Source organism: Ewingella sp. S1.OA.A_B6, assembly GCF_049889095.1.
Lineage (GTDB): Bacteria > Pseudomonadota > Gammaproteobacteria > Enterobacterales > Enterobacteriaceae > Ewingella.
The window spans coordinates 33,892-55,408 of sequence record NZ_JBLJFK010000013.1 but is presented as its reverse complement, the minus strand read 5'-3'; the positions used below and the strand labels follow the sequence as shown (position 1 = coordinate 55,408).

Here is a 21,517-nt window from a genome sequence, read left to right as displayed (position 1 = left end):
CATTTTCCTGCTCAACATTCTAGACCTCACTTGCACTCACTGATGTGACCTCATACTCATATCACCGCTATTTTCACTTGCGCAATATTTTCTGTAACCTCGCCTGCTGCCAGCGGATTAGCCAGTCCCGCAGAACAAATACCCGCAGCCCACGAAAGATAAGTAACCCACCCCATATCCCCAATGGCCAAAAGAACCAGTGATTGCCTGGCGTGGTGACTCGGTTAATAACGAATAAAATCACATTGACGATGATGAAGACGATCACTCTACGATAAAAGTTACTTTCATCACGCACCTGCCGTCTTGCTGCTTGAATCTGTTGATCCAGCGCCAGATCCGGCGTGGTATTTTCGTCCATCTCGGCTGGTGCGATAAGTTCAGCGACTTTAATGTCAAAGGCTGCCGCTATGGCACCCAACGTTTCCAGACTGGCCTGTTCCCCGTTTTCGATACGCTGCACAGTACGAACGCTGAGTGACGAAAGCTCAGCCAGTTGTTCCTGTGACCACGCACGAGAGACCCTCAATTGCTTAATACGGTTTAGGTTCATTGATATCACCTTTAACTGATTGTTGAACACCTCAGTAGCATGCATTCAACGGCAAGCATTCAACACGACAGTAACCTGACAGCAAAGCGACACGGTGCAGACAGGCATAAACAGTGCATCAACGATGACGAAAACAATAGCGCTACAAAAGACCATCCGGTCGGATAATCATCTTCCCAGTGTTTCAATCTGCTCAAAAGCCATTCTCAATTGAGCGGCACCTACAGCGAAAGGCAAGTTGTGAATAGACTCACCGGATTGCAGCGTACGCGCTATCAGTGCGTCAATCTGCGCTGGCTGATGAATATCGACATCCAGCGCCGCCAGAGTGGTCGGCAGATGCAGTGTTTGGTACAGCGCCACCAGTTGTTGGGCCACGTCATTTTGCCCGAGCAGCGCCGATTGCACCAGAATCCCGTAAGCCACTTTGGTGCCGTGCAGGAAAGAATCGGTGTGCGGCAGCGCGGTCAGGCCATTGTGAACCGAGTGTGCGGCGGCGATGCGGGTATAACGATCGCCCAGCCCACCCACCAGCCCGCCACCGGCAATAATCGCGTCGAGCACATCCAGAAAATCCTGGCTCAGCTGCTGCTGGTCCTGCGCTCGCAGGGCCGATTCACTTTGTGTTAACAACACATCACGGATAGCCAGCGCGGTATTCAACCCCAGACGCACGGTCAGCGGCAGCCGCTCGGGCTGCGGGCTAAGCACTACGGCTTCATACCATTTCGCCAGCGTATCGCCGATCCCAGCCAGGAGATATTCTTGGGGAGCTTGCAAAATAATCTCAGGCTCCACCAGCACCAGATGATTGGCATCATTGAAGATCTCATAGCGCAGCGCCTGCCCGGCATCGTTATACCAGACCGAGAGCGGTGTCCACGCAGCACAGGTCGCTGCAATAGTCGGGATAGCCACCAGCGGCAAACCCAATTTTCTGGCGACAACTTTCGCCGTATCCAGCACCGCACCGCCGCCCACTCCCATCACCACCCGACGATCTTCGCCAGCCTGCGCCACAATGCGTGCCACTTCACTTTCACTGCAATGCGCGCTGAACAGCACATGTTTTGCGCCCGGTGTGGCGAACACGGCAGGTAGCCAGGGTTTAGCCGCCTCAAGTGCACGCTGTCCATAAACCCATAAGGCGCCCGCCAGTTGGTCGTCAGAATAGAAGTCGGACAACCGCTCAATAGCGCCAGGGTAAGAAAAGTAATTGGCCGGGCCGGTAACAACGCGGATGTCGGTATCGCTCATAAATTTCCCCTGCTTGAATAAATAAAAATGGTGACGAAAGCGATCGGTGGTCCTACTGTCATTTTCAGGCATCCAGATGGCTAATACTCTTTGGTATTAACTTATGTTATTTCATTCATTGCCAACAACCTTAAACCCGTGAAGACTGAGAAAATAACCCCATTTTAAGGATTTACATGGCTTCCCCGGCACTTTCTACTCCCGATCACAGTCATAATATGCGCCTTATTGGTCACAGCGATCAGGGTGGCAGGCCCGATGGTGTACAGGTGATGGTTAACCGCGGCTTCGCGTACATCGGTCATATGGTGTCGCAGGGCTTTTCCATTGTGGACGTGCGCGATGCCAAAAATCCGCGCGCGGCCGGGTATATTGCCGCCCCACCGGGAACCTGGAATATCCATTTGCAGGCCCACGACGATCTCTTGCTGGTGATCAACGCCCGCGATCTGTTTGCCGACGCACGCTTTGCCGATGAGAAAGTTTATTACACCCGCTCGGTCAGTGAGACCGTCAGGGACGTGCAGGATCGCGGCTGGAGCGCCGGTCTGCGAATTTTCGATATCTCGATGCCTGACCGGCCGCGCGAAATCAGCTTTCTGCCGCTTAACGGCATCGGTATTCACCGCATCTGGTACGTCGGCGGACGCTGGGCCTATGTTTCTGCGCTGCTCGAGGGTTACAGCGACTACATCTTCCTGACCATCGATTTAGCCGATCCGCGCAAGCCTGAAGTCGCGGGCCGCTGGTGGTTACCGGGCATGAACATTGCTGAAGGAGAAAAACCGGACTGGCCGGAAGGCAAACGCTACGCGCTGCACCATGCAATCATCAGCGGCGATACAGCCTATGCCAGTTGGCGCGACGGCGGCCTGACGCTGCTGGATGTGAGCGACCGCCGCCACCCGAGCCTGATCGCCCATCGCAACTGGAGCCCACCGTTTGGTGGAGGCACACATACCGCACTGCCACTGCCCGACCGTAACCTGTTAGTGGTGCTCGACGAAGCAGTGCTGGACAATCAGGAAGATGGTGAAAAATTTATCTGGCTGTTCGATATCCGCGAACCGGCTAATCCGGTCAGTATCAGCACCTTCCCACAGCCGGATGACACCGATTATGTTAAAAAAGGGGCGCACTTCGGCCCGCACAACCTGCATGAAAACCGGCCGGGTAGCTTTATCAGCTCCACGCTGATTTTCGCCACTTATCAGAATGCCGGTGTCCGTGCCTATGACATCAGCAACCCTTATCAGCCAAAAGAGACCGGTGCGCTGGTTCCTGCTACACCGGAGATCATGATGGACAAACGCCCAGATCGGCCGCAGGTGATCCAGTCCTGCGACGTCTTTGTCGATGCGCAAGGCATGATTTATAGCACCGACTACAACGGCGGTTTGTCGATTATTGAATATCTGGGGTGATCAAATCAGCCTCTGTCAGCTGATTTTCGTAGGGGAGAGACTGGAAATTCGCTCTCAGGCATGACTCACAGCAACAATCACTGGGTTAAATCGCCCTATGAAGCGGTTCAGGGTTGAATCCTGAGGCCATGCAGGTCAAAATATGCTCTGTCCATCTGCGGAGTTCACATCATTATCAAATCTATAAGCACTGACAAACCACGCCGCCCACATGGTCGATGGACTTACTTCATCATGCATGAAGACATTTTGTGGCCCTGCCCTGTTCATTGGGAATGGGAAGACAGCTACGGTGGCTGGCTGCCCTATTATTTATCGCCCACGTTTGAATTTGTTGCGGGTGATCCTCTTCTTGCGTCAAAAGTATCGAAAGACAAACCAGCGCCAGACAGCAATCCTGAAATATAGCCCAGCTCCTTAGGGTATTCACTGCTACGCTTAATCCAACCGGTTGTCGCTTGCACCGTCCATCCGTGAAGCTTCCCAGCTTGTTCTTCACTCACTCAGCGTACGTACACATTCAGCCATACCGATCCCTGTCCTTTTGCGTACGCATAAGGAATGTTCGCGTGAAAAACCCTTTCAGTGTCTGGCTAAAGAATCGAAGAAATCTCCCGGTGTCAAAGGGCGCAATGCCCCGCACCACCAGAGAGAGTCAGGAAAATATTCTCATTGCGGCAGAACTTTTCTCTGCCGATCAGATGGAACGTTATGGTGAAAAGCTGGCGCAATCCCACAAACTATCCAGTAAAAAAGCGCCCTACTATCTGTTAAAACGGCTGGCCGCAAATGAAACGCTGCTGACCCGTAACTGCCATATTCTCAGCAGCGGCGAGAAAAACAGCATCGCGCCCGCCGGTGAGTGGTTGCTCGACAACTTTTATCTGATTGAAGAACAGATCCGCCTGGTGCGTCAGCTGCTGCCGAAAAATTTCGGCAAAGGCCTGCCTGCGCTCGCCGCACCGCATAACTGTCCGCGCATTTATGACATTGCCACCGAAGCCATCGCCCACAGCGACGGCCACTGGGACCCTGCGACCCTGACGCGCTTTATCGCCGCCTATCAAAAAGTCACGCCGCTGAAACTCGGCGAACTGTGGGCGTTGCCCGGTATGCTTCGCCTGGCGCTGATCGAAAATCTGCGCCGCGTGAGTATTGACGTCGCCCAAGCCCAGCAGGAGCGTAATCTGGCCGATCGCTGGGTGACCAAAATGCAGGACGCCGCCGAGAACGATCCGGCCCGACTTATCATTGTTATCGCCGACATGGCGCGCACCAACCCGCCTCGCACCAACGCTTTCGTCGCTGAACTGGTACGCCGCCTGCAAGGTCACGGCTCGATGCTGGCGCTGCCGCTAACCTGGATTGAACAGCGGCTGGCGGAGGACGGCCTGACCACGGCGGAGCTTATTGCGCGTTTTAACCAGCATCTGGCGGTCAGTCAACTCTCCGTTAGCAACAGCATCACCGGCCTGCGCCAGCTCAACGAGATGAATTGGGCAGACTTCGCCGAAAGCATGAGTCTGGTCGAACAGATCCTGCATCAGGATCCGTCGGGCGTTTATCCGACCATGCATTTTGACACCCGCGATAACTACCGCCACGTGATCGAGATGCTGGCACGGCACTCTCCGTATGACGAAGCCGGCGTCGCCCGTCAGGTCATCCTGCTTACCGAAAATGCACCGCCAGGCAGCCGGATGCAGCATGTTGGCTACTTTCTGGTCGATAAAGGTCGCGAGGCGCTGGAAAAACATCTGCAGGTCCGCTTCTCACCGCTCAGCCGCTCCCGTTCTCAGCTCAATAAAGCCCCACTGCTCTCCTGGCTCGGCAGCCTAAGCCTGCTGATCACTGCCATGACCGCCGACCTGCTTTTCCGCACGCATACACAGGGTATGAACTGGATATTGTGGCTGCTGGCAATACCGGTGGTGATCGCGTGCAGCCAGTTCATCATGAACTTACTGAGTGAAATCACCACTCGCATCCGCACACCACATCCGTTGCCACGACTGGATTTCTCCGAAGAGATCCCCGAGAAGTTCAGCACACTGGTGGCGATCCCCTGTTTGCTCGGTAGCCGCAGCGGCATTGATACTCTGCTCAACAGCCTTGAAGTCTGCTACCTGGGTAACGAGCACGCGCATCTCTATTTCGCGCTGGTCGCCGATTTCTACGACAACACTGTTCAGTTCCGCCCTACCGATGATCCGCTGCTGGATTATGCCAGCGTGCAAATCAATCAGCTCAACCGCAAATATCCGGACGGCGGCGGCCATCGATTTACCCTGCTGCACCGCGAAAATCAGTTCAACGCGGCACAAGGCGTGTGGATGGGTTATGAGCGCAAGCGCGGTAAGCTCAGTGCGCTGAACCGCTGGCTGCGCGGTGAAGCGCAGCAGTTCACCACCGTGGTGGGCGCGACCCAAAACCAGCTCAGCGTCGTCAAATATGTCATCACTCTCGACAGTGACACCGTGCTGCCACGCGCCACTGCACATCAGTTGATCTCCGCGATGGCCCATCCGCTCAACCATCCCGTCTATGACCCGAAAAAGTTGCGGGTGGTGGAGGGTTACGCCATTTTGCAACCGCGTCTGGCCGAGGAGATCCCTCGCTATGGCCAGAGCCGTTATGCAGCAATGAGCAGTAGTATTCCCGGCAATGACCCTTACTCATCAATGTCTTCCGATATTTATCAAGATCTGTTTGGCGAAGGCTCTTTCGTCGGCAAAGGCATTTACGACGTGGATATGTTCAAGCAAGCCACCGCCAACACCTGTCCGGAGAATCTGGTGCTCAGCCACGATCTATTAGAGGGCTGCTATGCCCGTTCAGGAATGTTGAGCGATGTGGTGCTGTACGAGCAATATCCTGCTAATTATCTGGTCGATGTGTCGCGCCGTTCACGCTGGATCCGGGGTGACTGGCAGTTGCTCAACTGGCTAGGCCTGCGCGTACGTCAGGCCGATAACCATCTCTGCGCCAACCCCCTCAGCACGCTGTCGCGCTGGAAACTGCTGGATAACCTGCGCCGCAGTTTGGTCGCACCCAGCCTGCTGGTGATCATTTTTGCCACCCCGTCACTGGTGCCGAATTCAGGTTACTGGCTGGGGTTTACCGCGACGCTGATCCTGTTCCCCACCGCCGTTGCGCTGGTGCTGGATTTGCTCAACAAAGCGCCACGCCGTCCGCTCCTCCAGCATATTCGTAGCGTCATTTCCGGCACCCTGAGCCGCCTTTTACACATTGTTGTGCATCTGGCCACGTTGCCTCATGAGAGTCTCTATACCCTCAAAGTAATTTTAGTCACACTCTGGCGGCTGGTCGTCAGCCACAAACATTTGCAGGAGTGGACCAGTTTTGACGCCAGTAAGTCACGCTTTTCACTGACGCCGGAGAATTTCTACCGCGCAATGTGGATAAACCCGCTAGCCGGCGTGGGGTTGATTTTACTGACCATGCATTTCAATCCGATGCTGATGACTATTGCTGTACCACTCGGTGCGTTGTGGTTCCTGGCACCGCGTCTGCTGAGCTGGCTGAGTAAAGCACCCGTACGCCCGAAGGCCAACATCAACCTAAGGCAGCGCCGTTTCCTGCGTCAGACCGGCCGTGAGACCTGGTCATTCTTTGCCACCTTCGTCAACCAGCAGGAGAACTGGCTGCCGCCGGATAACTATCAGGAAGTGCCGGAACCGGTGATTGCTCACCGCACCTCGCCGACCAACATCGGCCTGTCGCTGCTGGCCAACATGACGGCGCTGGACTTCGGTTACCTCACTCAGGGCGAACTGCTGCTGCGTACTACCCGAACGCTGGATACCCTCGACAAACTCGAGCACTTTCGCGGCCATCTTTATAACTGGTATGACACCCGCACGCTGGCACCACTGAATCCGCGATATATCTCCAGCGTCGACAGTGGCAATCTGGCAGGCCATCTGCTGACCCTCAGTACGGGCTTTGCCAGAATGCGCGACCAGCCCGCCATGAATATCGCCAGCGTACTCGCCGGTCTGGAAGATACCCTGAATCTGGTGGAAAGCGGCGCAGGCACGGCCAAACGTGAAATGCTCAAACCGTTGCGCCAGCACTGGATGAATGCCAACGCCTTACCGGTGCATCAGGTGTTTGGCGAACTGAATGTCATGCTGACGCTCACCTCAACCCTATTGCATGACACCACCGGTGACCATCGCTGGCTCAGTGCGCTGCAACAGCAACTGAGTGAGTTCTGTCAGGAATGGGCACTGCTGTTTGGCTGGATGCAACAGGAACCGGCCGAAAAAGTGCTGCCATCGCTGGTATGGCTGTCGCGGCTGGAGGGCAAAATACCTGGCCTGAACCGGGCGAAAACCACCCTGACGGTCACGCTGGCGTGCAAGCGTCTGGTATTGATAAGCGAACTGGAACAGCGGCTGGCTGAACACGCCAGGATGGACTTCAAGTTCCTCTACAACAGTACCACCAGCCTGCTGAGTGTCGGCTTTAACTGCGATCTTGGTAAGCTCGACAGCGGCAGTTATGACCTGCTGCCCTCGGAGATCCGTCTGACCAACTACTTCACTATTGCCACCAACCAACTGCCGCAAAAAAGCTGGTTTGCTCTGGGACGGCTGTTCACGGTAGTCGACAAACAGCCCTCGCTGATGTCGTGGAGCGGTTCGATGTTTGAGTACCTGATGCCACAGTTGGTGATGCCGGGTTATCCCGATACGCTGCTGGTGCAGATGTGTAAGGCAGCGGTTAACCGGCAGATTGAATGGGGCAACGAGCACGGCATACCCTGGGGGATTTCTGAATCCGCCTACGCGTCGTTCGACCCGAACCATAACTATCAATATCACGCGTTCGGCGTACCGGGTCTCGGCCTTAAGCGCGGTCTGGGCGAGGACATGGTGATTGCACCTTACGCGACGCTGATGGCGCTGGTCGTCGAGCCGCAAAAGGCCTGCGATAACCTGATTGTGCTGGAGAACATGGGCGCGCGCGGTATATACGGCTTCTATGAAGCACTGGACCACTCGCCTTCACGGCTTAACCGTGGCCAGACCTACGTGATTGTCCGCTCTTACATGGCGCACCATCAGGGCATGAGCTTCCTTGCGCTCTCTCATCTGCTGCTCGATGCGCCGATGGTGGATCGCTTCGCGGCCAATCCGTCGTTCCAGTCCGCACGCCTGTTGTTACAGGAACGAGTGCCTGACGCCGTTGAACTCTATAGCCTGCGCCGTCAATTTGAATCAGCCGAAGGGGGACTCAAAACCGCCAACGTTGAGATCCGCCAGTTCGACAACGTGGACAGCCCGATCCCGGAAGTCCAGTTGCTCTCCAATACCCACTATCATCTGATGCTGACGCAGGCCGGAGGTGGCTACAGCACCTGGCGCAATCTGGCACTGACCCGCTGGCGGGAAGATGTCACCCGAGATAACCGCGGTACCTTCTGTTATATCAGCGACCCGCAGTCCGGCGAGATGTGGAGCAACACCTGGCAACCGGTAGGCAAGAAAGCCAACCAGTATCAGGTTGTGTTTACCGACGCCGGTGTCGAGTTCAAACGCACCGAAGGCACGCTGACTATCCACACCAAAATCGTGGTGTCGCCGGAAGATGACGTTGAACTGCGGCGCATGACCCTGACCCACCGTGGCCGCCAGCCACGCACCATTGAAATCACCACCTATGCCGAAGTGGTGCTGGCACCGGCGGCCAATGACCTGACGCATCCGGCCTTCAGCAACCTGTTTATTCAGACTGAACTGGTCGCCGATCGTGAAGGGATCCTCTGCCACCGCCGTCCGCGCGAGGAGAATGAAGCCTGCCCGTGGCTGTTCCATATGATGGCTATCCACGGCCCGACCGACCGTGAAACGTCATTCGAGACTGATCGGGCCGCTTTTATTGGACGCGGCCAGACTGCCGCAGACCCGCAGGCGCTACGCACCCACGGACCGCTTGGTAACAGTGCCGGACCGGTACTTGACCCGATCGTGGCCATCCGCCAGCGCGTAGTGTTAAAACCCGGCATTCCGCTCATTATCGACATGGTGTACGGCATTACAGAAGAAAGAAATCTCAGTCTGGCCCTGATGGAGAAGTACCGTGACCACAACATTGCCGACCGCGTATTTGACATGGCCTGGTCACACAGCCAGGTGATGCTGCGCCAAATTAATGCCAACGAGGATGACGCTAACCTGTTCAACCGGCTGGCCAGTGCCGTGCTGTTCCCGAGCGCAGAACTGCGCGCCGATGCACACATGCTGGCCCGCAACCGGCGCGGGCAGTCCGGCCTGTGGGGGTACGCCCTCTCGGGTGACCTGCCGATCGTGCTGCTGTCGGTAACCAACAATGAAAATATGCTGATGGTCACCTGCCTTATTCAGGCGCATACCTACTGGCGACTGAAGGGGCTGAACGTCGATTTAGTGATCCTCAGTAACGATCAGGGCGGTTATCAACAGGAGTTACACAACGAGATCATGAGCCGCGTGGCCGCGGGTGCAGAATCGAGCTTGATCGACAAGCCGGGCGGGATTTTCGTGCGTAAAGCCGAGCATATGGCCTTAGAGGACCGCACTTTGCTGATGAGCGTGGCGAGTATTCTCATTGAAGACCATCACGGCAGCCTGATCGACCAGATGAATCAGAAAATGCAAATTCCTCTTAACACGCCGCCACCGCTGGTGGTGCAGCCTGGACTGCCGGATAACCGCTATGCACCGCGTGAGTTCGACACTGCGTCGCTGGCCTTCTTTAACGGTTTAGGCGGTTTCTCGCCGGACGGTCGCGAATATCAGATCCTGCTGGGCGAAGGTAAAAATACCCCTGCGCCCTGGTCCAATGTCATCGCCAACGCCAATTTCGGTACGGTAGTTTCCGAAAGCGGACAGGCTTATACCTGGTTTGAGAATGCACATGAATACCGGCTGACGCCGTGGGAGAACGATCCGGTCAGCGACAGCTCCGGCGAAGCCTTCTACCTGCGTGATGAAGAGAGCGGCGAAGTCTGGTCGCCGACGCCGTTGCCGGTGCGCGGCAACGGCGAATACCTCACGCGTCACGGCTTCGGTTACAGCATCTTCGAGCACCGCCAAAGCGGTATCGACAGCGAACTGACGGTGCTCGTCGCCGAACATGCGCCAGTCAAACTGTTCATCCTCACACTGAGTAATCACTCAGGGCGACCACGCAGACTGTCGGCCACCGGATATGTCGAGTGGATCATGGCCGATCTGCGCGCTAAATCCTCCATGCACATCGTTACCCGTTCCGGCCCTGCTGACCGGGGTTGCAGCGTACTGGCGACCAACCTTTATGGCGGCAACGGCTCTGATCGCACCGGCTTCTTTGCGGTCACCGGCGCCCACTGTTCGGTGAGCGGCGACCGCCGCGAGTTTCTCGGCCGCAACGGATCGACAGGCTCACCAGCCAGTATGCTGCAGCAAAGGCTATCAGGTAAAACCGGCGCGGCGCTCGATCCCTGTGGTGCGGTGCAGTCTGCTGCCACGCTGATTGACGGCGACCAACGCACCTTCATCTTCGCCTTAGGCTTAGGGCAGAACGCGCAGGAAGCCGAACAGCTTATCGGCCAGTTCCTCAATGAGGGCGCGGCACGCCGCGAACTGGATAACATCCACCACCACTGGCATCAGGTGCTGGATAGAATTCAGATCACCACGCCGGAACCGGCCGTCAATCTGCTGGCTAACGGCTGGCTGATTTACCAGACGCTGGCCTGCCGCATCATGGCGCGCAGCGGCTATTACCAGTCCGGCGGTGCGTTCGGATTCCGCGACCAGTTGCAGGATACCCTTTCGCTGACCCACGCAGCACCGGAGCGGATGCGCGAGCAGATCCTATTGTGTGCATCACGCCAATTTGCCGAAGGCGACGTCCAGCACTGGTGGCATCCGCCATCCGGTAACGGCGTGCGCACCCGCTGTTCAGATGACTATCTGTGGTTGCCGCTGGCGATGTGTCACTACATCGACGTGACCGGCGACACTGATATCGCGCAGCAAACGGTCGGCTATATCGAAGCGCGCCTGCTGGCACCGGAAGAGGAGTCATTCTACGAGCAGCCAACCCTCAGTCAGCTTAGCGAATCGCTGTTTGAGCACGGCGTACGCGCCATCAAACATGGCCTAAACTTCGGCAAAAACGGCCTGCCGCTGATGGGTGCCGGGGACTGGAATGACGGCATGAACAATGTCGGCATCAAGGGCCAGGGCGAAAGCGTGTGGCTCGGTTTCTTCCTCTATAACGTCCTGCAACGCTTCGCGGCGCTGGCCGAACGGCTGGATCACCCGGACGTTGCCGCCCTGTGCCGCCAACAAGCTGCCACGCTTAAACAGAATCTGCACGATAACGCCTGGGACGGTGAATGGTATCTGCGTGGCTATTTTGACAGCGGAGAAACTCTCGGATCGCACCTTAACAATGAGTGTCAGATTGACGCCATCGCCCAGAGCTGGTCGGTAATTTCCGGCGCAGGCGACCCGCAGCGCAGCCAGCAGGCCATGAAAGAGCTGGATACGCGGCTGGTCGACGATGAAACCGGGCTAATTAAATTACTGACACCGCCGTTCAACGGCGACGGACCTAACCCCGGCTATATTCGGGGTTATCTGCCCGGCGTGCGCGAAAACGGCGGGCAGTATACTCACGGCGCTATTTGGGCAGTGATGGCCTTCGCCGAGATGGGTAATATCGAGCGGGCGTGGCAGTTGATGCGGCTGATTAATCCCATCAATCACAGCCTCACGGCTGATGCCGTTGAGCGCTATAAAGTCGAGCCTTACGTCATTACCGCCGATATTTACACCGTTGACCCGCACAACGGACGCGGTGGCTGGAGCTGGTACACCGGCTCCGCTGGCTGGACTTATCGGCTGATCACCGAATCACTGCTCGGTATAAAACGCCACGGCGAATTTATCTCCATCAATACCCGCCTGCCCGCCGACTGGCCGCAGGTCACCCTTACCTATCAGCAGGGCAGCAGCCAGTATCAGATCACCGTCAAACGCGGTGAAGGAACCTATCAGGTGATGATGGATGAACAACCGCTGGCGGATGGCATGATCCCGCTGATCGACGACGGTGAAAACCATAGGGTGGAGGTGTGGCTGGCGGAGTGATGCACATTTCGCTCCACGCCGAAGCATTACATTTTGAACCCGATAAAGTGACTCTCATTCCTACACCAGAGAGAAGAATGATGATCGCAGTAATTTTCGAGGCGGATACCGTTCCGGCTAAACAAGCGCGCTATCTTGAGCTCGCCGCTGAATTAAAACCCCTGCTGGCTGATATAGCGGGTTTTATTTCTATAGAGCGTTTCCAGAGCCTGACGACGGAGGGGAAAATCCTTTCATTGTCGTGGTGGCAAGACGAAGAGTCGGTGCTTGCCTGGAAGAAAAATATCTTTCACCAAGCGGCACAAGCTGAAGGGCGTGAATCAGTATTTTCATACTATCGGATCCGCATTGCGCACGTTGTCAGAGATTACTCATCAGAAAACCGGAGTTAAGCGATGCACGACATTCATGTCATTCTGAAAAATGTGCCCGGTGAACTGGCCCTTTTAGGCGCAACTCTCGGACATAACGGCGTGGGCCTTGAAGGCGGCGGCCTATTTACAATAGATTCACAGTGTCACGCCCATTTTCTGGTTGAAGATGGCCAGAAAGCCAGAGCCGTGCTTGAAAGCGCAGGCATCGAGGTGCGAAAGATTCATCGGCCTCTGATCCGAAAACTCAGGCAGGAACGTCCCGGCGAGTTGGGGGAAATAGCCGCAGCACTGGCTGAAAAAGGCATCAACATCCTGACGCAATACAGTGACCATGCAAATCAACTCATCCTCATTACGGACAATGATATTATCGCGAGCAAATTAACCGCAAAGTGGGCCGTTCAGGGTGAGTAAACATGCTTAAAAAACGTGAGCCGGTTGAAGATAATGACACGCTCGAACTCTCAATAGCAGCCATTGCGGCTGCTATGTCTGACCCCTCCAGAGTCAAAATGCTTTGCGCTTTAATGGATGGGCGGGCATGGACCGCGACGGAGCTCAGCATAGTGGCAGACGTCGCCTCTTCCACAGCCAGCGCGCATCTGTCCCGGCTTTTCAATGAAAAAATGGTGACCTGCCTTTCGCAAGGACGGCACCGCTATTATCGTCTGGCGGGACATGACATTGCCGAACTGATTGAGACGATGATGGGTGTGTCATGGAAAAGGGTCTTGCCTCCGGAAACCCGCGCACCGATTGGGTTAAGAACCACCCGCACCTGTTACGACCATCTGGCCGGTGAAGTCGCCGTTAAGATCTATGACGTGATGGTCAGTGAAGGATGGTTTGATTCTGAGGGCACGTCAATAACGCCTGAAGGCTGCAAAAGGTTTCAAGCGTTAGGCGTTGTACTCGATGCAAAGACAAGGCGTAAAGCCTGCTGCGCCTGCCTCGACTGGAGCGAACGACGTTTTCACCTCGGCGGAGATGCAGGTGCAGCGTTCTTCACCCACTGCGAACAAAAAGGTTGGTTAGCACGGGTGCCGGGCTTCAGGGAAGTCAGCATAACCTCCAGCGGAAAACTGGCCTTCAGAAGGTTATTTAATATCGAAGTGTGATGTTCCCTTGTTTTTTTATCTTATGTTTTTTTATGAAAACTCATGATTACTGCGGCCAGCTCGTCATCTTCTGCATAAAAATATGCCAATGGTAGATCCAACACTTGTGCAATCCGAATCGCCGTATCTTGATCAGGCTGGTGCTTTCCCTTCTCATATTGATTCATTCGCGCACTTGAAGATGCTTCATCAATACCCGCCAGAACGCCGAGTTTGTATTGTGAGAATCCCGCGCGCAGTCGTGCTTCTTTGAGTCTTTTGATTATCATGATTTTCGAAGCCAACACCTTTACTAAGTTAATCTTAGCTTTTTATTGTGTTATTTTTAGGCTTACGAGATACTAAGGATAATTTAGTATTTCGCATAAAAAGGAGCTTTACATGACAAAATCGAAGGATTGGCATCAGGCAGATATCATCGCGGCTATAAAGAAAAAAGGAACTACGTTGGCGGCACTCTCAAGAGCATCAGGCTTGAGCTCTTCAACGCTTGCAAATGCATTATCTCGCCCATGGCCAAAGGGGGAATATCTGATTGCTGAAGCGATTGGAATTAAACCGCAAACAATATGGCCGAGCAGATATTTTGATCAAACGACAGGGAAAGCAGTTGAAAAAAAGGCTTTACCATTTGATATGCGCATACCTAATGAGCTAACTGTTGAGAGTATATCTAACAGTGAAAAGGGCGTAGATGTTCATACAGCCAATGACGCTGATGACCTATTTAACAAGCTTAGTATCTGAACACTAAGCACCTTGATGGCGCTTCAGATTGCTGACGTCGTCGTGGGCAGGACTTTGACCCGGTATGGATACGCCGTTTTTGCCTCGCGTTATAAATAGAAGGTGATGGTGATGAAACCACACAGGATCAGCCCACTCAGGGTAATTTCAAACCGGTATCGATGCAGCATCATGGTTCAATACCTCAGGCCAAAGCGGGAGACAAAAACACCCGGCAAGCCGGGTGTTTAATCATCAGTCTGGATAATGGTGAGTAGAGTCACTCACCAAAATGTCTGACTTATGCTGCTGGGGTGCTTTTTACAGCAGGTGCAGCTTTTTTAGCATGTTTCACGTGTTTTTTAGCAGCCTGCGCTTTCTGAGCTACTGGTGCAGCTTTTTTAGCGTGTTTCACGTGTTTTTTAGCAGCCTGCGCTTTCTGAGCTACTGGTGCAGCTTTTTTAGCGTGTTTCACGTGTTTTTTAGCAGCCTGTGCTTTCTGAGCTACTGGTGCAGCTTTTTTAGCGTGTTTCACGTGTTTTTTAGCAGCCTGCGCTTTCTGGGCTGGCTTCTTATGTGATTTCTTCATGACATGCTTAGTCGGCGCTTTCGCTGCCGGCGCTGCGGTAGTAGTAGAAGTTGCCGGTGCCGGAGCAGCGGTAGTTTCAGCAGCGAACGCAACAGAAGACAGACCCATCGCAGCAGCAACAACCAGAGCTAATACTTTTTTCATTTTAATTCCTTTACGTTTTGTTGTTTAGGTTTGCCCTACACTGCCGGGCCGTTGAAAAAAGATTAAGCTTCTGAACTCTGAAAGTAAGTGAGTGAATGGTGTCGGTAAGTAACCATATGTACATTCACTCACCAAGGCTGACGTCTTTGACGCAGGCACTGAGGGTAAAATGCGGGCTGTTACCAGGTGGTTCCATTGGAGCGGTTAATATAGATAGCCCCGGATGGCGCCAAATTCTTGGTGCACAAGAACGTCAGGTGAATCTCACGTCCGTCGTTACTTTCCCCCATAATGTCGTACTTCCCGCCACAAAAATCATAGATTTTCTTGAAGGTATCTTCGCGGCGACTGCGTTCAAGCGGGGCAATGATGGACGAGGTGTAACTCGCCTCACCTTTGATCCCGCTGGCGTTGAGCGGACGGTAGGTGGCAGAACCGACCGGTTTATCAATGCTTGAACAACCTGCCAGAATGCTGATGCTCGCAGCCACCACTAAAACGCTGATGTATTTCATGCCGATCTCTGAAAATAAAGAATGTCATAAGAGTATCGGCGAAAATGGTCCAGACATTAATTTTTCGGCACGTTCCGTGTCAGGAACGGAGTCGCTACACTTTGTCATGCTGCACGATATGTTGTGTTGATGCCCATTTTGAAATTTTTTGCCGCCATCATCACCGTCAGAATCAGTAATAGAGAAAAGTGATGAGGTCGTGGCAACTCAACTGATAGACGCCCTCGAAGCGCCTTCCGGCGCGCAGGCCCGCACTCAGCGTCACGGTTAACTCCAGCGTGAAGCGACATTCATCTTCATTGAGCGCGACAAGCTGTGCATCAAGAAAACCAAACAGTCTGCCCACCTGCGGATAGAGCATCTTAAACAGGCTCTCTTTGGCCGAAAAGGTTAAGGTCAATAATACAGAAAGAGAAAGGTGCGGGTGATGTCGAAGCAGTTCATATTCTTTGCCGTTGACAATCATTGGCAAAAAATCCAGTGCCTGCTGCCCTTCCATCAAGGTTTCAACATCAATACCTACGCCGCCCAACGGCGGTGAAGTGTCGTAACGCACCGCCGCGCACAGCGCAGTATCCTGGTTATGGCTGATCGCACCTCGGACGTTGTGCGGCCAGCACGGTGCGCGATCGTCGCCGGTTTCAACCGTAAATTGCAGATAACCAAGGGGATCTAAAACCATCGATGCCAGATAGCGTCCGGCCAGAAACTCAGCGCGCCGTTTGGGTACGGCACGCATTAAGGATGACGGGAAAACCACGCCAAGCTCCGTAAACAGCACGTCACGATAGCCCACCAGCGTAAAATGGCAGCGCGCTATTTTACCCGGAAACGGTGCCGCCAGCGGCAAGCTCAGCCACTCGACGTCGGTAATAAAATGATGGGGCAAGGCGGTTTATCTCCTTTTCCGTACAACTCAATCGACCCAAAAACACTGGAGTTGCAGGAAGGCGGCAAACGAACGAATCCCGATGAGTTTACTCCGGTAAGTGATTCGGGTGAGCAAGTGCAGCCAACGCATCGGCAGCTTCAACGATGAAGGGGACTCAGGCACCCAGCGTTGCGCCGCCATCAATCACGATGTCCTGCATAGTAATATGACCCGCGCTGTCGGAGGCCAGGAACAGCACGGCGTCAGCCACCTCCTGCGGCAGCGCAATTTTGCCGATCGGGATCCCCAACTTGAACTGTTCGGGGAATCCGGCGATGGTGCGCTGTTCGGCGTCGGGCGTTTGCCACATCGCCTGCTGCATTGGCGTATTGGTTGACCCCGGCGACACCAGATTACAACGTACGCCGAACGGGGCCATTTCCAGCCCGACGGTCAAACACAAGCTACGCAGCGCGGCTTTCGAGGCACAGTAGGCCGACATACCGACGCGCGGCACATGGGCGGCGTTCGAGGCGATGCTGACAATCGCACCGCGTTTTTGCCTGCGAAACACCGGTAGCGTGTGGCGAAACAGGTTGAAGGCTCCGCCCGCATTCACCGCCAGACAGCTATGCCAGTCGCTGTCGCTGATTTCATCCGTCGCGCCCATGCGCAAAATGCCCGCGCCGTTGACCAGCACATCCAACGCCGGTTGTTCAGCCAGCAACCGCTGGCAAATTACCGCCACCGACTGACTGTCGGTAATGTCCATCACTTCCGTGCGAAATGAATACGCTTTGCCGCTGAACGCTTTATCGAAACCGATCACCGTCGCGCCCGCTTTCTGAAACGCCAGTGCGGTATGCAGGCCAATCCCCTGCCCGGCACCGGTGACCCACACCTGTTTGCCGCTAAAATCCCATACTGTGCTCATCAGGCTTTTCCCGTGGACAACAGCGCCCACCAGCCGTCAATAGTCGGCGTTTTGGCCAACGCAACAAAGTCGATATCGGCGCGGATTTTACGCCAGCGGGTGGCCAGGGCCATGATGCGTACCGAGTCGAGACCGTAGTCGATCAGGTTCTCATCGTCGGCAATATCATGGCTATCATCATCCAAAAATGGCAAAATCAGCGCACGCAATGCCGCTTTACTCGCCATCCCCTGACGGCCGGTATCAGGCAATAGTTCGGCGGTCGTCACCACACGACCGCAGCGACCAGCGGTATAGCGCAGCGCCATCAAATGCTCGTCACGGGAGAAGTCGGCCAGACCGTCTGCCACCATAAAGGGTTGAATATTGCGCATAAACGCATCGATGGCGGTAGTCAGGCAACCAATGTGAGCGTAAACACCACAGATAATCAGCTGGTCACGGCCGGTTTCCTGCAAAATATCCTGTAACGGCGAGCGGTGAAACGCGCTGTAACGCCACTTCACTAACACCTGATCGTCGGCGTCCGGAGCCAGTACATCCACTACCGCCTGCTGATCCGGATGTTTATTCAAACCCGGCCCCCACATGTCATTGAGCAGCGCGCGATCTTCATCACTCTGATTATTCGGTTGAGCGGTATAAAAAACCGGGATCCCCACTGACTTGCAGTAACGTCGCAGGTTAGCAATGTTCTCCACCACTTGTTGGATCAGCGGGCTATCTTCGTCCCAGAAATTAAGGAAGTATTTCTGCATATCGTGGATCAGTAACGCCGCGCGCTGCGGCTCAACCGCCCAGGTGACTTTATTGGCAGGCAGTTCACTCACCGCGGGCAGTGCATAGGATTCGAGTTTAGGAATGGCCATGAATTATTCTCCCTGAGGCTCAGTCTGTTCTGGTGCAACCAATGAGAAGGGTGTTTCCAGAGTTTCGCGCAGATGTTTTTTATCCACTTTGCCGACCGGCGTCAGCGGCAGCAGATCAACCCGCACAAAGCGGTCGGGCAGTTTAAATTCAGCAACGCCCAGTTCACGCAGATGACGGCGCAGTTGTACCGGTTTGAACGCCGTGTGCGTCACCACAAATGCGCAGCTTTTCTCGCCCATTAAGCTGTCGGGCATCGACACCAGCGCGGCGTTAATCACGCTTGGGTGGCGCAACAGCAGATTTTCAATCTCTTCCGCAGCGATTTTTTCACCGCCACGATTGATCTGATCTTTCAGCCGTCCCTGCACCTGCACGTAGCCGTCTTCGGTCAGGGAAATCAGATCGCCCGAACAGTAAAAGCCCTGTGGGTCGAAAGCCTCGGCATTATGTTCAGGGCTTAAATAGTAACCACGGAAGGTGTAAGGCCCGCGTGTCATCAGGCGACCGGTCTGGCCGACGGGTAACGGATTACCCTGTTCGTCAGCTACCCAGAGTTCATCATCAGGTGACATCGGCGTGCCCTGAGTAGTGAGAATGTGCCGGTCATCGTCGTCCAGCAGAGTGTAGTTCACCAGCCCTTCGGCCATGCCAAAGACCTGCTGTAGCCGGCAGCCGATTTCCGCCGGGATACGTGCCGCCAGCGTTTCGCTAAGTTTTGCGCCGCCCACCTGCAACAATTGCAAACTGTCGAGTGACGGATGCGCTTCCCATTCGCTCATGGCCTGCAACCACAGCGTCACCGCCGGAGGAACCAGCGCCGTAACCGTAATGGCGTGCTGCTCAATCAGCGGGAAACAGACTTGCGCGCTGGGGTCGGTCGCCAGAATAACCTGCCCACCGCCGAAGAAGACGCCGAGTGCGCCGGGGGAGCTCATCGGGTAATTATGGGCAATCGGCAACGCGCACAAATAGCGAGTCTGAGCATCGAAACGGCAAATTTCCACGCTGCGCCGGATGCTGTAGTAGTAGTCATTGTGGGTACGCGGGATCAGTTTTGGCGTACCCGTGCTGCCGCCGGAGAGCTGGAAGAAGGCCACCTCATCGGCAGGAGTCGGTGCGGCGAGAAAGTCAGCAACATCTTCGGCAATCCAGGCCGCCAGCGAATACTCTTCATTCTCAGCATTGCGCAGCGCCATCACCCGCAGCGAAGGGTGTTGCTCAATAAAAATATCGGCAAAAACGTGGTCAGCAAACAGGGTATGCGCGCAGTCAGCAATCAACAACGCGGGCTGTATCTGTGCCGCATAGGCGCTAAGTTCGCTGCGCTGATGGCTGAACAGGGCATTGACCGGCACGACGCCGATTTTCAGCAGCGCGAAAAACACCACATAAAATTCCGTCACATTGCCTAACTGAACCAGTGCAGTGTCGCCGGACTTCAGCCCGCGCCGCAGCAGCGCAGCAGCCAGCCTGCCCGAGTCCTCGGCCAACTGACGGTAGCTCAGGCTGGACGTTGAATCGGCGATCGCCACGGTGTCGCTGTCGGCATGACGCTGTAAAATATCGGTCAGCGGCAGATCCAGCCAGTAACCGCGGTCACGGTAGCGCTGCGCCAAATCATCCGGCCAGCGGGTAAAAGCAATAGTCATGCCCATATTCTTATCCTTGATCCAGGCCGAATGCATGCAGCATGGTGGACAGCTTGGTGCCTGTTTCTGCCCATTCGGACGCCGGGGATGAGTCCGGCACAATGCCGGCTCCGGCAAAGAGTTTCACCTGGGTGTCTTTCACCGTTCCGCAGCGAATAGTGACCACCCACTCGCCGTTTCCCCTGGCATCACACCAACCAACAATGCCGCCAAACAGGCCACGGTCGAAAGGTTCGAGCTGTTCAATAAACTCGCGGGCGGTTGACATCGGTGAGCCGCACAGCGCTGGCGTCGGGTGTAAAAGGCAGGCCAGCGACAGTGCGTTTTCAGCCGGATCGGCCACGTCGCCATCAATCGGAGATGACAGATGCCACAGCGTTGGTGTACTGAGCAGCTCCGGCTGGCGAGGAATATTCAGATGGCTGCAACGCGCCGTAAGCGCCTCGCGCATGCCTTCGGTGACGATGTGATGCTCATAAGCATCTTTAGTGGATGCCAGTAACTGATGACTGATTTGCTGATCCTGTTGCGGGTCGAGGCTGCGTTTCGCTGAACCCGCCAGCGGAGTGGAGTGAAAATGGTTGTCCAGTTTACGCAGCAGCAATTCGGGGCTGGCACCAAGCAGCGCGCCCTCTTCAAGCGGCACGTGGAAATGAAAACCGTCCGGGTTCTGCTCGATCATCCGTGCCATCAGCGCCGGTTTATCAACCGGCTGACGGGTTTCAATCTCCAGCAGCCGTGAAAGCACCACTTTGCTTAGCGCTCCCTCACGGGTGGATTTGACCGCAGACGACACCATCTGCATAAAATCATTTTTCGCCGGATGCTCGGTTTTGCTGACCACCTCAGGCAGCCCAGTATCAACTGGGGTCTGGCTTTGCAGAAATGCCTGCCGGTCAAACCACTGCACCCGCTGTGGGACAAACAGCGAAGAGGGCTGCCGCGTATCGAAAGGAATCGCACCGCAGAGTATTGGATTAGCTATTCCGGCCGCTCGTGCCTGGCTGAATGCCTGCTGCACCGCCTGCTGAAAAGCACTAGTGAGTGATTCACCGCCTGCTGCAGGCAGGTTCAGGCGAGCAAAACAGCCCTGGGTAGCCAAACTGCGAAAAGGTGAAGTGAAGAAGAAACCCGAAGTGGGAGAAATGTTTGTCTCATTATCAACACCGTCACTTAATCGCTTATACGTCTGATTGACCACGTTCACTGTTGCATCCATTAGTTCGCTCCTGTTAACAGAATGATAATGAATATAATAACCATTATCATTTGCATCTATTGCAGGTAAACTACTCGCCGAATTTATGCCTGTCAATAAACGTAAACCACGCTTTGTGCGTTTTG

The 21,517-nt window shown here is 54.9% G+C and carries 18 protein-coding genes; 7 read left to right on the top strand and 11 right to left on the bottom strand.

From position 1 onward, the window contains the following. Nucleotides 1-73 precede the first annotated feature (73 nt). Together ACMV8I_RS18295 and ACMV8I_RS18290 are read right to left on the bottom strand one after the other, a co-directional pair. Nucleotides 74-553, bottom strand: a complete 480-nt coding sequence (locus ACMV8I_RS18295; protein WP_498866621.1) for a 2TM domain-containing protein — start codon at nt 551-553, stop codon at nt 74-76. 168 nt (nt 554-721) lie between these two features. Then, nucleotides 722-1,810 carry an oxidoreductase gene (locus tag ACMV8I_RS18290; protein WP_498866620.1) on the bottom strand — a complete coding sequence of 363 codons (1,089 nt, stop codon included), beginning with the start codon at nt 1,808-1,810 and terminating at the stop codon, nt 722-724. Nucleotides 1,811-1,986: 176 nt separating this feature from the next. On the opposite strand from ACMV8I_RS18290, the gene ACMV8I_RS18285 reads away from it, so the two are divergent. The 6 genes from ACMV8I_RS18285 to ACMV8I_RS18260 all read left to right on the top strand — a co-directional run bounded on the left by ACMV8I_RS18285 (nt 1,987) and on the right by ACMV8I_RS18260 (nt 13,875). Then, the gene (locus tag ACMV8I_RS18285; RefSeq protein ID WP_498866619.1) at nt 1,987-3,234 is read left to right on the top strand and encodes an LVIVD repeat-containing protein; all 1,248 of its coding nucleotides are present in this window, start codon (nt 1,987-1,989) and stop codon (nt 3,232-3,234) included. 183 nt (nt 3,235-3,417) lie between these two features. Beyond that, the gene (locus tag ACMV8I_RS18280) at nt 3,418-3,642 is read left to right on the top strand and encodes a hypothetical protein (protein ID WP_498866671.1); all 225 of its coding nucleotides are present in this window, start codon (nt 3,418-3,420) and stop codon (nt 3,640-3,642) included. A gap of 161 nt (nt 3,643-3,803) precedes the next feature. Beyond that, on the top strand, nt 3,804-12,383 hold the full coding sequence (locus ACMV8I_RS18275) for a glycoside hydrolase family 94 protein (RefSeq protein ID WP_498866618.1): 8,580 nt from the start codon (nt 3,804-3,806) through the stop codon (nt 12,381-12,383). A gap of 80 nt (nt 12,384-12,463) precedes the next feature. Beyond that, entirely contained in the window at nt 12,464-12,775 is a 312-nt protein-coding gene (locus tag ACMV8I_RS18270; RefSeq protein WP_498866670.1) for an antibiotic biosynthesis monooxygenase family protein, read from the top strand. Between the two features lie 3 nt (nt 12,776-12,778). Continuing rightward, the gene (locus ACMV8I_RS18265) at nt 12,779-13,171 is read left to right on the top strand and encodes an amino acid-binding protein (RefSeq protein WP_498866617.1); all 393 of its coding nucleotides are present in this window, start codon (nt 12,779-12,781) and stop codon (nt 13,169-13,171) included. Between the two features lie 2 nt (nt 13,172-13,173). Continuing rightward, on the top strand, nt 13,174-13,875 hold the full coding sequence (locus tag ACMV8I_RS18260; RefSeq protein ID WP_498866616.1) for an ArsR/SmtB family transcription factor: 702 nt from the start codon (nt 13,174-13,176) through the stop codon (nt 13,873-13,875). Between the two features lie 20 nt (nt 13,876-13,895). Here the strand turns inward: ACMV8I_RS18260 and ACMV8I_RS18255 are convergent, their stop codons facing one another. Beyond that, entirely contained in the window at nt 13,896-14,144 is a 249-nt protein-coding gene (locus ACMV8I_RS18255) for a helix-turn-helix domain-containing protein (RefSeq protein ID WP_498866615.1), read from the bottom strand. A 112-nt stretch (nt 14,145-14,256) separates the two neighbouring features. Here ACMV8I_RS18255 and ACMV8I_RS18250 point away from each other — a divergent pair, with 112 nt between their 5' ends. Beyond that, nucleotides 14,257-14,622 (top strand): helix-turn-helix domain-containing protein, encoded by a 366-nt coding sequence (locus ACMV8I_RS18250; RefSeq protein WP_498866614.1) that lies wholly within the window; start codon nt 14,257-14,259, stop codon nt 14,620-14,622. 89 nt (nt 14,623-14,711) lie between these two features. On the opposite strand, the gene ydgU is transcribed toward ACMV8I_RS18250, so the two are convergent. The 8 genes from ydgU to ACMV8I_RS18210 all read right to left on the bottom strand — a co-directional run bounded on the left by ydgU (nt 14,712) and on the right by ACMV8I_RS18210 (nt 21,392). Continuing rightward, on the bottom strand, nt 14,712-14,792 hold the full coding sequence (gene ydgU, locus ACMV8I_RS18245; RefSeq protein WP_460527186.1) for a small membrane protein YdgU: 81 nt from the start codon (nt 14,790-14,792) through the stop codon (nt 14,712-14,714). Between the two features lie 110 nt (nt 14,793-14,902). Next, on the bottom strand, nt 14,903-15,334 hold the full coding sequence (gene asr, locus ACMV8I_RS18240; protein WP_498866613.1) for an acid resistance repetitive basic protein Asr: 432 nt from the start codon (nt 15,332-15,334) through the stop codon (nt 14,903-14,905). Between the two features lie 179 nt (nt 15,335-15,513). Then, nucleotides 15,514-15,849: a hypothetical protein gene (locus ACMV8I_RS18235; protein ID WP_498866612.1), complete on the bottom strand. Its 336-nt coding sequence runs from the start codon at nt 15,847-15,849 to the stop codon at nt 15,514-15,516. 172 nt (nt 15,850-16,021) lie between these two features. After that, nucleotides 16,022-16,738, bottom strand: a complete 717-nt coding sequence (locus tag ACMV8I_RS18230; RefSeq protein ID WP_498866611.1) for a 4'-phosphopantetheinyl transferase family protein — start codon at nt 16,736-16,738, stop codon at nt 16,022-16,024. Between the two features lie 157 nt (nt 16,739-16,895). Next, nucleotides 16,896-17,654, bottom strand: coding sequence for a 2,3-dihydro-2,3-dihydroxybenzoate dehydrogenase (dhbA, locus tag ACMV8I_RS18225; protein ID WP_498866610.1), 759 nt, complete (start codon nt 17,652-17,654; stop codon nt 16,896-16,898). After that, nucleotides 17,654-18,523, bottom strand: a complete 870-nt coding sequence (locus ACMV8I_RS18220; protein ID WP_498866609.1) for an isochorismatase family protein — start codon at nt 18,521-18,523, stop codon at nt 17,654-17,656. Before ACMV8I_RS18220 ends, dhbA begins: the two co-directional genes overlap by 1 nt. Nucleotides 18,524-18,526: 3 nt before the next feature. Further along, nucleotides 18,527-20,173 carry a (2,3-dihydroxybenzoyl)adenylate synthase gene (locus ACMV8I_RS18215; RefSeq protein WP_498866669.1) on the bottom strand — a complete coding sequence of 549 codons (1,647 nt, stop codon included), beginning with the start codon at nt 20,171-20,173 and terminating at the stop codon, nt 18,527-18,529. Nucleotides 20,174-20,183: 10 nt separating this feature from the next. After that, nucleotides 20,184-21,392 (bottom strand): isochorismate synthase, encoded by a 1,209-nt coding sequence (locus tag ACMV8I_RS18210; RefSeq protein ID WP_498866608.1) that lies wholly within the window; start codon nt 21,390-21,392, stop codon nt 20,184-20,186. Nucleotides 21,393-21,517: the final 125 nt, after the last annotated feature.